General features: G+C 63.4%; 15 protein-coding genes. 8 read left to right on the forward strand and 7 right to left on the reverse strand.

Features of this window, described 5'->3' with window-relative positions:
* Positions 1–5 precede the first annotated feature (5 nt).
* Positions 6–392 (forward strand): SUF system Fe-S cluster assembly protein, encoded by a 387-nt coding sequence (locus NKH22_RS18900; RefSeq protein ID WP_023684865.1) that lies wholly within the window; start codon positions 6–8, stop codon positions 390–392.
* A 105-nt stretch (positions 393–497) separates the two neighbouring features.
* Positions 498–878: a Fe-S cluster assembly scaffold SufA gene (gene sufA / locus NKH22_RS18905; RefSeq protein ID WP_013532156.1), complete on the forward strand. Its 381-nt coding sequence runs from the start codon at positions 498–500 to the stop codon at positions 876–878.
* A 149-nt stretch (positions 879–1,027) separates the two neighbouring features.
* Here the strand turns inward: sufA and NKH22_RS18910 are convergent, their stop codons facing one another.
* Entirely contained in the window at positions 1,028–1,525 is a 498-nt protein-coding gene (locus NKH22_RS18910; RefSeq protein WP_023697559.1) for a GFA family protein, read from the reverse strand.
* A gap of 83 nt (positions 1,526–1,608) precedes the next feature.
* On the opposite strand from NKH22_RS18910, the gene NKH22_RS18915 reads away from it, so the two are divergent.
* Positions 1,609–1,932, forward strand: coding sequence for a TfoX/Sxy family protein (locus NKH22_RS18915; RefSeq protein ID WP_023669120.1), 324 nt, complete (start codon positions 1,609–1,611; stop codon positions 1,930–1,932).
* A 201-nt stretch (positions 1,933–2,133) separates the two neighbouring features.
* Here NKH22_RS18915 and NKH22_RS18920 read toward each other — a convergent pair whose 3' ends face one another.
* The gene (locus NKH22_RS18920) at positions 2,134–3,051 is read right to left on the reverse strand and encodes a pseudouridine-5'-phosphate glycosidase (RefSeq protein ID WP_023822401.1); all 918 of its coding nucleotides are present in this window, start codon (positions 3,049–3,051) and stop codon (positions 2,134–2,136) included.
* A 70-nt stretch (positions 3,052–3,121) separates the two neighbouring features.
* Entirely contained in the window at positions 3,122–4,066 is a 945-nt protein-coding gene (locus NKH22_RS18925; protein ID WP_023669118.1) for a carbohydrate kinase family protein, read from the reverse strand.
* Positions 4,067–4,348: 282 nt separating this feature from the next.
* Between NKH22_RS18925 and recA the strand changes: the two genes are divergently transcribed.
* Together recA and alaS are read left to right on the forward strand one after the other, a co-directional pair.
* Positions 4,349–5,452, forward strand: coding sequence for a recombinase RecA (recA, locus tag NKH22_RS18930; RefSeq protein ID WP_023669117.1), 1,104 nt, complete (start codon positions 4,349–4,351; stop codon positions 5,450–5,452).
* A gap of 260 nt (positions 5,453–5,712) precedes the next feature.
* Positions 5,713–8,379: an alanine--tRNA ligase gene (gene alaS / locus NKH22_RS18935; RefSeq protein ID WP_352910493.1), complete on the forward strand. Its 2,667-nt coding sequence runs from the start codon at positions 5,713–5,715 to the stop codon at positions 8,377–8,379.
* 113 nt (positions 8,380–8,492) lie between these two features.
* Here the strand turns inward: alaS and NKH22_RS18940 are convergent, their stop codons facing one another.
* Genes NKH22_RS18940 through NKH22_RS18950 form a run of 3 tightly spaced genes read right to left on the reverse strand, consistent with a single transcriptional unit; the run spans position 8,493 to position 10,929 of the window.
* Positions 8,493–9,074 carry a demethoxyubiquinone hydroxylase family protein gene (locus tag NKH22_RS18940; RefSeq protein ID WP_352650355.1) on the reverse strand — a complete coding sequence of 194 codons (582 nt, stop codon included), beginning with the start codon at positions 9,072–9,074 and terminating at the stop codon, positions 8,493–8,495.
* Between the two features lie 18 nt (positions 9,075–9,092).
* On the reverse strand, positions 9,093–9,707 hold the full coding sequence (locus NKH22_RS18945; RefSeq protein ID WP_352910495.1) for a glutathione S-transferase family protein: 615 nt from the start codon (positions 9,705–9,707) through the stop codon (positions 9,093–9,095).
* 10 nt (positions 9,708–9,717) lie between these two features.
* On the reverse strand, positions 9,718–10,929 hold the full coding sequence (locus NKH22_RS18950) for an NADP-dependent isocitrate dehydrogenase (RefSeq protein WP_023669114.1): 1,212 nt from the start codon (positions 10,927–10,929) through the stop codon (positions 9,718–9,720).
* Positions 10,930–11,145: 216 nt separating this feature from the next.
* Between NKH22_RS18950 and NKH22_RS18955 the strand changes: the two genes are divergently transcribed.
* From NKH22_RS18955 to murI, 3 genes are all read left to right on the forward strand, one after another.
* Positions 11,146–11,994 carry an RNA methyltransferase gene (locus NKH22_RS18955; protein ID WP_023690202.1) on the forward strand — a complete coding sequence of 283 codons (849 nt, stop codon included), beginning with the start codon at positions 11,146–11,148 and terminating at the stop codon, positions 11,992–11,994.
* Between the two features lie 81 nt (positions 11,995–12,075).
* The gene (locus tag NKH22_RS18960) at positions 12,076–12,684 is read left to right on the forward strand and encodes a DUF805 domain-containing protein (RefSeq protein ID WP_023690201.1); all 609 of its coding nucleotides are present in this window, start codon (positions 12,076–12,078) and stop codon (positions 12,682–12,684) included.
* Positions 12,685–12,829: 145 nt separating this feature from the next.
* The gene (gene murI / locus NKH22_RS18965) at positions 12,830–13,618 is read left to right on the forward strand and encodes a glutamate racemase (protein ID WP_023684874.1); all 789 of its coding nucleotides are present in this window, start codon (positions 12,830–12,832) and stop codon (positions 13,616–13,618) included.
* 84 nt (positions 13,619–13,702) lie between these two features.
* Here murI and NKH22_RS18970 read toward each other — a convergent pair whose 3' ends face one another.
* Positions 13,703–15,085 carry an RNB domain-containing ribonuclease gene (locus NKH22_RS18970; RefSeq protein ID WP_023711500.1) on the reverse strand — a complete coding sequence of 461 codons (1,383 nt, stop codon included), beginning with the start codon at positions 15,083–15,085 and terminating at the stop codon, positions 13,703–13,705.
* Positions 15,086–15,207: the final 122 nt, after the last annotated feature.

Here is a 15,207-nt window from a genome sequence, read left to right on the forward strand (position 1 = left end):
CGACCATGGATGATGCGAGCCACACCACCGCGCCGGAAGCGGCCGTCAATCCGGTGGTTTCCGCCTCGGCAATTCCCGCCGACGAGCTGGCGCGGCTGACCGACGACATCGTCTCGGCGCTGAAGACGGTCTATGACCCGGAAATACCGGCCGACATCTATGAGCTCGGCCTCATCTACAAGATCGACATCGAGGACAACCGCGCGGTCAAGATCGACATGACGCTGACCGCGCCCGGCTGTCCGGTGGCCGGCGAAATGCCCGGCTGGGTGGAAAACGCCGTCGGCGCCGTCGAAGGCGTCTCCGGCGTCGAGGTCAACATGACCTTCGACCCGCCCTGGTCGCCCGACCGCATGTCGGAAGAGGCGCAGGTGGCGGTGGGCTGGTACTAGGTTGACTGAGGTTGGTGCACTTGCACCAGTGGTAAAACTTCACCATTTTAGGTGAGGAATCATTCGGCAGGCCTTGAACCTGCATGGAATGGAAGAGGAAAAAGAATGGGACGCTTCGCCGTCATCACGATGACCGAAAAGGCCGCCGACCGGGTGCGCGAGATCGTCGCCACGCGCGACAATGCGCATGGCATTCGCCTCGGCATCAAGAAGGGCGGCTGCGCCGGCATGGAATACACGGTCGACCTGGTGACCGAGCCCAATACCAAGGACGACCATATCGAACGCGACGGCGCGCATGTCTATGTCGCGCCCGAGGCTGCCCTTTTCCTGTTCGGCACCGAGATGGATTTCGAGCAGACCACGCTGCGCACCGGCTTCACCTTCCACAACCCGAACCAGAGTTCGGCCTGCGGCTGCGGCGAATCCGTCGAACTCAAGCCCGCCGACCTGAAGGCGCTGGCTGAGGCGCGCGCTTCGGCCTGATCTTCCTTCTCCCCGTTCACGGGAAGGTGAGGAATGGTCCACGCAGCGGGCGAAAAGCCAATTGCTTGGCTTTTCGAATGACGAACGGCCCGAAGGGCCGGATGAGGGGCAGCGCTGACCATCGGAAGTCGCGCTCCGCGCCTCCCTGCTTACTTCACCCACATCTTCGTCCGCTTGTGCCAGTCGGCGATCGATTCCTCGGGATAGACGTCGAAGACCTTGTCCTTCTTGCCGATCACCGGCTCGACCCAACTCGCCTTGTATTTCAACATCAGATGCACCTTCTCCGGCGGCTTCGGCAACTCGCTGTCGATTGCCGAGGCGAAGGGGTGGACCAGGTCCGGCCATGTCGGATCGTAGAGCCAGAGCGCCGAACCGCACTTCTTGCAGAAATTGCGCTCGCCCGTCGAAATCTCACACTTTGGATGCTCGTCGTCCGCGATCTCGGCCTGGTAGACGCCGAGATTGCGCTTGCCCTTGATTTTCAGCGTCTTGTAATCGGCGCCGAGATTGATGGCGAAGCCCCCGCCGCCCTGCTGCTTGCGGCAGATCGAGCAGTAGCACAGCATGAACGGCACCGGCGTGTTGCTCTCCACCTCGAAATGGACGGCATCGCAGCGGCAGGATCCCTTGAGCAGCAGCGGCATGACAAAACTCCGACGGATGGCTCTCAACTTGCCAGCATGGTTTTTGATTGCAGCCATGGCAAGCCCGGTGACATGATTGCGGCATGGACAATGAACGCATCGAAGAACTGTTCGAAGGCCTCGGCCCGGTCAGTATCCGAAAACTGTTCGGCGGCAAGGGTATCTATTTCGACGGCGTCATCGTCGCTATCGTGCTGCGCGGCGAATTGCTGCTCAAAGCTGACGAGCAAAGCGCGCCCGACTTCGAAGCCGCCGGCTGCAAGCAATGGACCTATACCGGCACCCGCCACGGCAAGCTGGTCGCGATGCCGTACTGGAGCATTCCCGACGACGCGTTTGATGATCCTGACGAGATGAGGGTGTGGGCGCGCCGGGCGTATGAGGCGGGACGAAGGGCGGGGAAGTGAACCGGGACCGCCGCGTTTCTTCCCACCCCCCTCTGTCCTGCCGGACATCTCCCCCGCAAGGGGGGAGATCAGTTGTCACATTGGCCTTCGCCAATCACCAACGTTGAAAATGGGAGCCTGCGGCTAAGCTGTTAATCTCCCTCCTTGCGGGGGAGATGGCCGGCAGGCCAGGGGGGTGCTGTCCCGCCGACGTAGGCGACCCTACAGCGCCTTCGCAATCCTCGCCGCCAACCGCGCATTGTTCTCGACCAGCGCGATGTTGGTCTTCAAGCTCCGGCCGCCGGTCAGTTCGAGGATTTTGCCCAACAGGAACGGCGTCACCGCCTTACCGGTCACATTCTGCACTTCCGCCGCCTTCTGCGCGGCCTCGATGTAGCCGGCCATCTCGTCGGCCGGAATTTCATCGTCCTGCGGCACCGGGTTGGCGATCAGCATGCCGCCGACCAGGCCAAGTGCCGCCCTGGTCTTGTAGAAATGCGCGATCTCTTCCGGTCTGTGCAGGGTCAGCGGCGCGCGGAACGGCGAATGCCGCGACCAGAAGGCCGGCATCGTCTCGCAGCCATGGCCAATCACCGGCACGCCGCGCGTCTCCAGCACTTCAAGCGTCTTTTCGATGTCGAGGATCGCCTTGGCGCCGGCCGAGACGACGATGACCGGCGTGCGCGCCAACTCGTCGAGATCGGCCGAGATGTCGAAGCTCTTTTCCGCGCCCTTGTGGACGCCGCCAATGCCGCCGGTGGCGAACACCTTTATCCCGACCATGTCAGCGGCGATCATGGTGGCGGCGACCGTGGTGCCGCCGGTGCGGCCTTGCGAGACCGCAAAGCCGAGGTCGGCGCGCGACAGCTTCATGGCATCGCCGGTCATGGCCAGCGACTCGCGCTCGCCGTCGGACAGTCCGATCTTGATGCGGCCGGCGACCACGGCGATCGTCGCCGGCACCGCGCCATTGTCCAGGATGATCTTTTCGACATTGGCGGCCATGGCGCCATTGTCGGGGTAAGGCATGCCATGGGTGATGATGGTGCTTTCCAGCGCCACGACCGGGCGGCCAGCGGCGAGCGCCTCGGCCACGGGCGCGTGGATGTCGATAAAGGGGCGGGCGCTTTGCGGTGTCATGATGGTCTCCGATCCGGAGATCCGCGCGTCCGCTTGGACGTCGCGCTCCGGCAATGGCAATTGGCCGCCCTCATGCCATTTCCTGCGCGTCGGGCACAAGAGCCAGTGCCTCGGTGAAGATCGCGGCGGTGAAGGCCGGCACGGCATCCGAACTTTCGATGGCGAGCGTCGCCGCGGCAACGCCTTCGCGGAGGGCTTGGCGCAATGCCAGGCCGCGCAGCAGGGCAGCGATGGTGGCGCCGGCCAGCGCGTCGCCGGCGCCGGTGACGTCGGCGACTTTTCTCGGCGCCGGCGGCAGGATAGAGAAGGCGCCGGCTTCGTCGAATCCCAGCACCGGGCCGTCGCCCGCCGTCACCACGCCACTGGTGAGGCCGCTGCAGCGCAGTCCGTCGACGGTCTCGCGCTCGGTGGCATTGGCATCGACGCCGGCCAGCACCATGGCCTCGCGCCGGTTCATGAAGACCTGCGCGAGTTCCTTCAGCACCGGTATCAGCCGCACCACCTTGGCCGGCGAAATGGCGATGGCGAACACCGGCTTGCCGGCGGCGAGCCCCACCAGCCGCTCCAGTGCCGTTGATGGCAGATTGGCGTCGCAGAGCACCGCATCGGCCTCGGCGACCACCTCGCGCACCTTGGAGCGGCGGATCTGCTTGGGGAACGCCAAATCGTAGAGCGCCATATCGGCAAAGCCGGTGATCAGCTCGCCGTCGCGATCGATCAGCGCCGTGTAGCTCGGCGTCGTGCGGTCGAGGAAAACCGCCGACAGGTCGGCAATGCCGGAGTCGGCGATGGCGCGCGCAACCGTCTCGGCCGAGGCATCGCCGCCGCGCACCGACAAAAGCGAGGCCGAGACGCCGCGCCGCACCAGGCTGCGCAGCGCGTTGAATACGCCGCCGCCGACATCCTCGCGCATCGTGCCGGGGTTGGACGCCGCGGGCACGTACGTGCCCGACACCTGGCCGCGGCGATCGATATGGGCGCCGCCCACCGCCAGTATCTTTGCTGATTTCACCATGCCGGCGATATGACCTTTGTTATTCGAACCAGACAAGCGCTAGGCTGTGCGGCGGAGCTTCGCAGGCAAGCCGGCGATTCGGCCGATCGAAACAGCCGGCGCGTCTGGCCCAATGGTGGATACATCCGGAAACGAAACCATGAGACAAAAAAAGAACAAATCCGGATAAAGATTGCTTTTCAGATATTTGACCCCTCTTGCCAAACGAGAACAAAAGTAGTACAAAATGGGCAGGGATTACGGATTGTCCGGCCTTCATTGACGACCAAGGGGTGATGTATCATGGCTCAGAATTCTTTGCGGCTTGTAGAGGACAAAGCGGTGGACAAATCAAAGGCTCTGGACGCGGCGCTGTCGCAAATCGAGCGCGCCTTCGGCAAGGGCTCGATCATGCGGCTGGGCGCCAATGAGCAGGTCGTCGAGATCGAAACCGTGCCGACCGGATCGCTGGGCCTCGACATCGCGCTTGGCGTCGGCGGCCTGCCGCGCGGCCGCATTGTCGAGATCTACGGGCCGGAAAGCTCGGGCAAGACGACACTGGCGCTGCACACAGTTGCCGAAGCCCAGAAGAAAGGCGGTATCTGCGCCTTCGTCGATGCCGAGCACGCACTCGATCCGGTCTATGCCCGCAAGCTCGGCGTCGATCTGGAAAACCTCTTGATCTCGCAGCCGGACACCGGCGAGCAGGCACTGGAAATCTGCGACACGCTGGTGCGTTCCGGCGCCATCGACGTGCTGGTCGTCGATTCGGTGGCGGCACTGACGCCGCGCGCCGAAATCGAAGGCGAGATGGGCGATTCGCTGCCCGGTCTCCAGGCTCGTCTGATGAGCCAGGCGCTGCGCAAGCTGACCGCCTCGATCTCGCGTTCCAACACCATGGTCATCTTCATCAACCAGATTCGCATGAAGATCGGCGTCATGTTCGGTTCGCCGGAAACCACGACCGGCGGCAACGCGCTGAAATTCTACGCTTCGGTGCGCCTCGACATCCGCCGCATCGGCTCGGTCAAGGACCGCGACGAGGTCGTCGGCAACCAGACCCGGGTCAAGGTGGTCAAGAACAAGCTGGCGCCGCCCTTCAAGGTGGTCGAGTTCGACATCATGTATGGCGAGGGCGTCTCCAAGACCGGCGAACTGGTCGATCTCGGCGTCAAGGCCGGCGTGGTCGAGAAGTCCGGCGCCTGGTTCTCCTACAATTCGCAGCGTCTCGGCCAAGGTCGCGAAAACGCCAAACTGTTCCTGCGCGACAATCCCGACACGGCGCGCGAGATCGAACTTGCGCTGCGGCAGAATGCCGGGCTGATCGCCGAGAAATTTCTTGAAAATGGCGGCCCCGAGCGCGGCGAAAGCGACGACGGCTTCGAGGAAGAATCCGGCGCCATGTAGGGCACGGCCATAAATCCGGTCTATTACCCGATGCTTAAGTAACCGAGTTCTTTAGTATTGCGTTTCAAACCGCCGGCCTTCGCGCCGGCGGTTTTCGTTTTTGGGCAGCGTGAAGCCGGCTTGGCAGTTGCCGGCATGGCCCAATTCCGTGTTTCTGGACAGGGTGGGGCGTGCCCGCTAAAAGGCCAAGTCAATCTTCTAAAAAGCAGAGACCAGTGTCCGCCGGCCGTGCCGGCGGTTTTCGCGAAAAGGCAGCAGTCATGAGTGGCGTGAACGAGATCCGGTCGACATTCCTCGACTATTTCCGCAAGGAGGGCCACGAGGTCGTGGCCTCGAGCCCGCTGGTGCCGCGCAACGACCCGACGCTGATGTTCACCAATGCTGGCATGGTGCAGTTCAAGAACGTCTTCACCGGCCTGGAGAAGCGGTCCTATTCGCGCGCCACCACTGCGCAGAAAAGCGTGCGCGCCGGCGGCAAGCACAACGACCTCGACAATGTCGGCTACACCGCGCGCCATCTGACCTTCTTCGAAATGCTCGGCAATTTCTCCTTCGGCGACTATTTCAAGGAGCGCGCCGTCGAACTGGCCTGGAACCTGATCACCAAGGAGTTCGGGCTGAACAAGGACAAGCTGCTGGTGACCGTCTATCACACCGATGACGAGGCGGCCGGCTTCTGGAAGAAGATCGCCGGTTTCTCCGATGACCGCATCATCCGCATCCCGACCTCCGACAATTTCTGGGCGATGGGCGACACCGGACCGTGCGGGCCATGCTCGGAAATCTTCATCGACCGTGGCGAGCACATCTGGGGCGGCCCTCCCGGCAGCCCGGAGGAGGACGGCGACCGCTTCCTTGAATTCTGGAACCTGGTGTTCATGCAATATGAGCAGGTCACCAAGGATGAGCGCATCGACCTGCCGCGGCCGTCGATCGACACCGGCATGGGCCTGGAGCGCATGGCGTCCATCCTGCAAGGGGTGGAGAGCGTCTTCGAGACCGACCTGTTCCGCCACTTGATCGATGCGGCGTCATCGGCGCTCGGGCAGGGCCCGGACAAGGAGACGGTCGCCTCCTTCCGCGTCATTGCCGACCATCTGCGCTCGTCCTCCTTCCTGGTTGCCGACGGCGTGCTGCCGTCGAACGAAGGCCGCGGCTATGTGCTGCGCCGCATCATGCGCCGCGCCATGCGCCATGCGCAGTTGCTCGGCGCCAAGGAGCCGTTGATGTGGAAACTGGTGCCGGCGCTGGTGCGCGAGATGGGCCAGGCCTATCCCGAACTGCTGCGCGGCGAACAGTTGATCACGGAAACGCTGAAGCTCGAGGAGACACGCTTCCGCAAGACGCTGGTGCGTGGCCTCGGCCTGCTCTCGGAGGCGACGGATACGCTGCACGCCGGTGACATGCTGGACGGCGAGACGGCGTTCAAGCTCTATGACACGTACGGCTTCCCGCTCGATCTGACGCAGGACGCACTGCGCCAGCGCAACATCTCGGTCGACCTTGCCGGATTCACCCATGCGATGGAGCAGCAGAAGGCCGAAGCGCGCAAGCATTGGGCCGGCTCCGGCGACGCGGCCACCGAGACCATCTGGTTTTCTGTACGCGAGAAGGCCGGCGCCACCGAATTCCTCGGCTACGAGACCGAACAGGCGGAAGGCCTCATCCAGGCGCTGGTCAAGGACGGCAAGACCGTCGATAGCGCCGGCAAGGGCGACGTGGTGGCGGTGGTCGTCAACCAGACGCCGTTCTATGGCGAGTCGGGCGGCCAGATGGGCGACACCGGCATCATCTCCGGTGAAGGTTTCTCGATCGAGGTTTCCGACACGCAGAAAAAGGCCGACGGCCTGTTCGTGCATCTGGGCAAGGTGACGAACGGCACGGTCAAGCCAGGTGCAGCCGTCGAGCTGAAAGTTGACCATGCGCGCCGCACCCGGCTGCGTGCCAACCATTCGGCAACGCATCTGATCCATGAGGCGCTGCGCGAGGTGCTGGGCACCCATGTCGCGCAGAAAGGTTCGCTGGTCGCGCCCGAGCGCCTGCGCTTCGACATCTCGCACAACAAGCCGATCTCGGCCGAAGATCTCGAAGAGGTCGAGCGCATGGCCAACGAAATCGTCGTCCAGAACAGCCCGGTGACGACGCGGCTGATGTCGGTCGACGACGCCATCGCCGAAGGCGCCATGGCGCTGTTCGGCGAAAAATACGGCGACGAGGTGCGTGTCGTCTCGATGGGCACCGGCGTGCATGGCGCCAAGGCCAATAGACCCTATTCCGTAGAACTTTGTGGCGGCACCCATGTCCGGGCGACCGGCGATATCGGCCTGGTGCGTGTCGTCTCCGACAGCGCAGTCGCCGCCGGCGTGCGCCGCATCGAGGCGCTGACCGGCGAAGCCGCACGAAAATATCTCGACGAGCAGGACAGACGTCTGAAGGCGACGGCCGCTGTGCTGAAGATCTCGCCGGCCGACGTGCCGGCGCGTGTCGAGACGCTGCTCGAGGAGCGCAAGAAGCTCGAGAAGGAGCTGAGCGAAGCGCGCAAGAAACTGGCGCTGGGCGGTGGTGCCGCGGCCGATGCTCCGGCCACCACCGAAACCGTCGCCGGTATCGGCTTCCTCGGCAAAGCGGTTTCCGGCGTGTCGCCGAAGGATTTGAAGCCGCTGGCCGATGCCGGCAAGACTTCGCTCGGCTCAGGCGTCGTCGTCTTCGTCGGTGCGGGCGAAGACAACAAGGCAAGCGTCGTGGTCGCCGTGACGGACGATCTCGTCGGCCGCTTCAGCGCTGTCGATCTTGTGCGCGTTGCCTCGGCCGCATTGGGCGGGCAGGGCGGTGGCGGACGGCCCGACATGGCGCAAGCCGGCGGCCCGGACGCCTCGAAGGCCAATGATGCGATCGCCGCGGTGAGGGCGGCGCTGGAGGCAGCCTGAAAGCCAGCCTATGCCTGATCTGGTTTTGTGTGCGGCTTTCCGGCCTTCGCCGCCGTGCTTGCCATTCTGTGGCTGATAGTGGCAAGCCGGCAATCAGCTCTTAGACGGTCCGTCTAGCTAGTTCTTTTCGCCGCCTTCAGGGCGCGCGTCATTCTGCTGGAATCGCCCCAGGTGGACAGCCAGATCAGCACGTCCGTGGCGATCGAAATCAGCGACCGTAAAAAGTTCAGCGCCGGGCCGGGCGATTTCAGCTGCTCTTCGGCGTGATGGAGATGGGCGAGCTCTTCCTCGCGGATCGCCAGGATGATGCCGTGCAAGTCGTGGTCGCGATTGGCGAGGAAAAACAGCTGATCGTCCAGATGGCGATGCACCGCCGCTTCAACCGCCGCCGTGCAGGCCCAGATGCCTTGCGGACCAATCAGGGCGGTCACAAAACCCAGCAGCCAGCCACCCCAGCTCCAGAATTGCATCACCCGGCACGGTCGCGCCTTCCGCGCCGGCATGGCGGCACGGAAGGCGGCGCAATGCGTGCGCTCGTGCCCGAGCATCTCCGACAAGGATGGCACGCAATCCGGCCAGAAGCGCCTGGCGACAAGAATCTGCGCCGAATAGATCCTGATCGCACCGAACTCACCGGCGTGGTTGACCCTGACAATTCTTGGCGATGGTGAGCGCGTCCTGGCGAGATGGGTCAGCCATGGCCCGAACCCATATCAGCCCGCCGCCAGGCTCGGACGTTTTGCGATGCCGTCCCACCAGGCCTGGATGTCGGCGAACGCCGCAAGCAGCTTTTGCCCGTCGGCGACCTTGACGAAATAGGCGATGATGGATGCCGCATGCAGGTCGACCAGCGTCAGCTGGTCGCCGAGCAGCCACGGCCCGGGAGGCTTGAGTGCGGTGAGCACCCGCAGCACCGTTTCCGCCTGGCGCAGCCCGTTGGCGACCAGTGCCTCGTCTGGCGCTTCCTTCTCAAGCCGCTCGACGGCGACGTCCCAGACCATCGATCTGTAGGCATAGGCGTCGAGCATGCCGATGATCTGGTTCATCGTTGCGCGGGTGCGGGCGTCTTTTGGCTGCAGTGCCGGGCCGTCGAACGCCTCGTCGACATAGCGGGCGATTGCGCTGGTTTCGAACAGGCGAAACCCGTCATGCTCGACGGCCGGAATGCGGCCGAAAGGGTGATGCTCGAAGTACCAGGCGGGAGTGCCCTCGGCGGCAAAGACATCGACCGGCACAAGGTCGTAGTCGATGCCTTTTTCCGCCAGCACGAGGCGGACGATGCGCACATAGACGCTGTAGTCCGCCCCGTCGACGACCGGCTTGGCCATGGCTGCCGGCTTACGCCATCGCCTTCTGCAAATTCTCGTCGATCTTGTCGAGGAAGCCGGTGGTCGACAGCCATGGTTGGTCGGGACCGATCAAGAGCGACAGGTCCTTGGTCATGAAGCCGCTCTCAACCGTCTGGATGCAGACCTTCTCCAGCGTGTCGGCAAATCGCTTCAACTCGGCATTATCGTCGAGCTTGGCGCGGTGGGCGAGGCCGCGCGTCCAGGCGAAGATCGAGGCGATCGAATTGGTCGAGGTTTCCTCGCCCTTCTGGTGCTGGCGATAGTGGCGCGTCACTGTGCCGTGCGCGGCCTCCGCTTCCACCGTCTTGCCGTCCGGCGTCATCAGCACGGAGGTCATCAGGCCGAGCGAGCCAAAACCTTGCGCCACCGTGTCGGACTGGACGTCGCCGTCATAATTCTTGCAGGCCCAGACATAGCCGCCAGACCATTTCAGGGCGGAGGCCACCATGTCGTCGATCAGCCGGTGCTCGTACCACAGCTTCTTCGCCTTGAACTCGGCCTCGAATTCAGCCTCGTAGACCTCCTGGAAAATGTCCTTGAAGCGGCCGTCATAGGCTTTGAGGATGGTGTTCTTGGTCGAGAGATAAACCGGATAATTGCGCAGCAGGCCGTAATTCAGCGAGGCGCGGGCGAATTCGCGGATGGAGTCGTCGAGATTGTACATCGCCATGGCAACACCGGCGCCGGGTGCGTCGTATACGTCGTGCTCGATCACCTTGCCGTCCTCGCCGACGAACTTGATGGTCAGCTTGCCCTTGCCGGGGAAGCGGAAGTCGGTGGCGCGATACTGGTCGCCGAAAGCATGACGGCCGACGATGATCGGCTTGGTCCATCCCGGCACCAGACGCGGCACGTTCTTCATGATGATCGGTTCGCGGAAAATGGTGCCGCCGAGAATGTTACGGATGGTGCCGTTCGGCGACTTCCACATCTTCTTCAGCTTGAATTCCTCGACGCGCTGCTCGTCGGGCGTGATCGTCGCGCATTTCACGCCGACGCCCCATTTCTTGATGGCATTGGCCGAATCGATGGTCACCTGGTCGTTGGTGGCGTCGCGGTGCTCGACGCCGAGGTCGTAATATTCGAGCTTCAGGTCGAGATAAGGGTGGATCAGCTTGTCCTTGATGAACTGCCAGATGATGCGGGTCATCTCGTCGCCGTCGAGCTCGACGACCGGGTTCGCCACCTTGATCTTCGCCATGAAAAGAATGCCTCGCTTTTGGGGAACAAAACGGCCTCGCCCGCATGGCTTCGGCCGGGTATGCGGAGCGTATATCAAAGCCTATTTGGCCGCGCAAACGACCATCCGTGCAGAATGGGTCGTCTGTGCCGCGACCGGTGTTTGCAAAAGCTTCATTTTGCCGAGCGGATGTGGCAGGGAACGCTGAAATGCCGCAAACAGCAGTTCATTGAGATCATGTCCGCCGTCGATCATCCTGAAAACGCATCCGCCGCCGGGCCGGCGATCATCCTGGTCGAGCCGCAGCTCGGCGAGAATATCGGTATGGTTGCGCGCGCCATGGCTAATTTCGGCCTTGCCGAACTGAGACTGGTCAACCCGCGTGACGGCTGGCCGAGCGAGAAGGCGCGCGCCGCCGCCAGCCGCGCCGACCATGTCATCGATGCCGTAACAGTGTTCGGCGACCTGGCGTCCGCCGTCGCCGACCTCAACTTCGTCTTCGCCACCACGGCGCGGGAGCGCGACGGCTTCAAACCCGTGCGTGGTCCGGTCGAAGCGGGCAGGGCGCTGAGGGCGCGTCAGATGGCCGGCCTGCGCACCGGCATCTTGTTCGGCCGCGAGCGTTTTGGGCTCTACAATGACGAGGTCGGGCTGGCCGACGAGATCGTCACCTTCCCGGTGGATCCCGGCTTTTCGTCGCTCAACATCGCCCAGGCCGTGCTGTTGATGTCCTATGAATGGATGAAGTCGGGCCTGGAAGACGAGACGGCGACCAATTTCTCCAGCCCTGAAATGAAGCCGGCAAGCAAGGAAGAGTTGCACGGGCTGTTTGCCTATCTCGAAGGCGCGCTCGAAGCGCGCGGCTATTTCCGCCCGGCGCCCAAGAAACCCAAGATGGTCGACAATCTGCGCGCCGTCTTGACGCGCGCCGGTTTCGCCGAGCCGGAACTGAAAGTGCTGCGTGGCATCATCTCGTCGCTCGACCGGTTTTCGCCGGCCATGCCGCGCGGTGACGGCTCGCCGGGAGACGATCCAAGGCGTTTGCCGGCCGCTGCGCGAAAACGCCAGGCAGACAAAGAAGATTAGAAATCGCTAAGCTTCGAACGGCTGAAGTAACCGAATTTTATTTGCCTCTCGTCCATTGTTGTCAAAACGGTGGGGTGGCAAATGTTCACGTCCAAAATCGGCCGTATGCGCTTCTTCTTCTATTCGCTCGGCGTAGCCCTGCTCGAGGCCGTTCTTGCTGTGCTGTGCATCGTTGGCACGATCGGCTTTGAGGGGCTGGTCAACTCGGCGCCCGGTCCATCGCGGCAAGGCATGGCAGGCGCGGTTCTGGTCGTTTCCCTCCTGGCCGTGGTCATGCGTGCCAACATCGCCTGGCGACGCAGCCGCGACGCCAACGGCAAAGCCTGGATCCTGTGGTCCTACATCGTGTTCTGCGCCATCTACGCCTTTCTGCAGGCAGGCACGCTGCTGGTCATCGATTTCAAGAACCCGGAAAGCACGTCCAGCGGTTTGAACCTGCTGGCGCTGTCGATCTTTGGCCTTTGGTGCACGATCCTGGTGGCTAAGCCGGTGGCGGGCATCAATATCGACGAACTGACATCGGTTTTCGATTTCGATGGCGATACGCCCATGCCTGCGGGATCCGGTCGGATGGCCAGCAGCACGGCACAGTCTTCCATGCGCAACGCCACACCGGCCACGCGCTCGGTGCCGTCCGCCCAGCCTATGGGCCGCCCGAGGCCCGCCGGCTTCGGCAAGCGCGGGCTCTAGACCGAGGCAAGGTCGTCTTCGCCGGCTTTGCATAGAACTTGCTGACATTCGCCACTTCAAGACCATGATGGTTGCAGATAGAAGAACGGCATTGGCCAATGACCGCCAAGCCTTCTGATCCAGCCTCTTTCATGGTCCGATATCAATGAGCCACCGTCCGATCCTGATGTTCGATTCCGGCGTTGGCGGATTGACCGTGCTGCGCGAAGCGCGCGTGCTGATGCCCGACCGGCGCTTCGTCTACGTCGCCGATGACAAGGCCTTTCCCTACGGCGCGTGGGAAGAGCCGGCGCTGCAGGCCCATATAGTCGAGCTCTTCGCCAAGCTGCTCGACCGTTTTGATCCGGAAATTTCGGTCGTCGCCTGCAATACCGCTTCGACGCTGGTGATCGATGCCTTGCGGGAAAAATTCCCTGGCCATCCCTTTGTCGGCACGGTGCCGGCAATCAAGCCGGCTGCCGAGCGCACCCGGTCCGGGCTGGTCTCGGTGCTGGCGACGCCGGGCACGGTGAAGCGCCAGTACACGCGCGACCTGATCGGCAAATGGGCGCAGAAATGCCATGTCCGGCTGGTCGGCAGCAACAATCTCGCCGGACTGGCCGAGGCCTACATGCGCGAGGGCTTTGTCGACGAGGAGGCCGTGCGTGCCGAGATCGCACCGTGTTTTGTCCAGCATGACGATTTGCGCACGGACATCGTCGTGCTCGCCTGCACGCACTATCCGTTCCTGGCCAATCGCATGCGCAAGACCGCGCCCTGGCCGGTCGACTGGATCGACCCGGCCGAGGCGATTGCGCGGCGCGCTCTGTCGCTGCTTCCGGCTGTCGACGGGCCATTGCCGCAAAGCGAGCCCGACATCGCCGTCTTTACCTCGGGAAAGGCGGACTTCGCCATCAGCCGGCTGATGCAGGGTTTTGGATTGAGCGCACGCTAATGCATGTCGCCCAAAAGTGCGCAGCGGTTTTGGGACAAGGACATGCACAAAAACAAAAAAACTAAAGCGCGTCGCCGACGCGCTTTAGACAGGTTCGAAGACAATGACGCGCCGATCCGGATCGGCCGAAACAAGCCTTAGCGTCAGGCCATCGCCCTGCCTGAACCCTGAGGCCTTCACATTCGCAACGACAGGCATGTCCGAGAGCTGAACGCGCGCACGCTGATCACCGACGTCGGTGACGACGGCCTTGAATGTTTCACCCACACGCCCCCTCAGCATCACCGCCTCGGCAAGGTCGATGGCCGCGTGGTTGATCTGCGAGGCGCGGGCGCCTGCGCGGCCCATCACCTTCGGCAGTCTGGAAAACGCCTCGTTAACGACTTGCGGCACCGGCTGGCCGTTGACGATGGCCAGCACGCAGCGCACGACATAGCGATCGGCCAGCCGCCTCAGGGGTGCGGTGGCGTGGGCATAGGTCGCGGCCATCGCCTCGTGCCAGGGGACAACGCCTTCCTCATAGGGCTGGTAGGACGCACCGGAGCCGGCGCGGCGGATTTCCAGCATCAGCGCTGCCTGTTGCATGTTGGCAGGATCGAGGGTTCGCTGATAGTCGGGCAGGCTGGTCGAAGGAGGCCAGGACAGGCCTAAGGCCCGTGCCGCGCTGCGCAGTCTTTGCACTTTGGAAGCATCGGGCGGCGCCATCACCCGGAACAAGCCGGTCCGGTGTGCCAGCATGGCGTCGGCAATCGCCATGTTGGCGGCCAGCGAAAGTGCTGCGTTGTCTTGCTCGGATTGCAGCAGCGGTCTGAACGCAAGCTGGAACGTGCCATCGGCAAGCTGTTCCACCTCCTGCTCGGGCGGGTCGACGCGCGAAGCGCCGCGACGGTCTTCGGCCGCCGCCATGCGCCGCGCGATTTCGGCGAAGCCGACTGGGACGTCGGCGGCCTGCACGCTGTCATAGGCGAGCTTGGCGCGGCTTTGAATGATTGCCCGCTCCGCGCCATCCAGCCTTACCGCTCCGTCGTCGACGATCCGGACCGTGAAGATGACAGCCGGACGCGGACCGCTGGGCAGCAAGCTCGCGGCGCCCTCGGCAAGCACCCGGGGATAGAGCCCGGCCTTGCCGTCCGGCAAATACAGGGTTTCGCCTCGCGCCCAGGCTTCGCGATCCACCGCGTCGCCGTCCGCGACGAACCAGGCTACGTCGGCAATCGCATAGTGCAACAGAAGGTCGCTACCGCTCGCTTCGATCGAAAACGCTTGGTCAAGATCGGTGGAAGCCGCGGGATCGAGCGTCACGAAGGGCATCGCCGTGCGGTCGGCATGCTGGTCGGGCACGCGCCTGGCCGCCGTCTGTGCCATGGCCATTACATCAGGGGGAAATCCCTCCGGCACATGGAACTCGGTGCGGATTTTCGCGAGGCCGGTAGCGAGTGCCTGCGAGGGATCGTTCAACGATTTCATGGCGCCGTCCTACACCGGCGTTGCGGGCACGGGAAGGTGGTTTTGCCGGCAGTTGGCCGACCATGGGCAGACATGAGCGCGGAACGGAAGTTGACCGCCAGCGCTGGAACCGTCGCCGGAGC

It is taken from the genome of Mesorhizobium sp. M1252, assembly GCF_040318265.1.
In the GTDB taxonomy this organism is placed as follows: domain Bacteria; phylum Pseudomonadota; class Alphaproteobacteria; order Rhizobiales; family Rhizobiaceae; genus Mesorhizobium.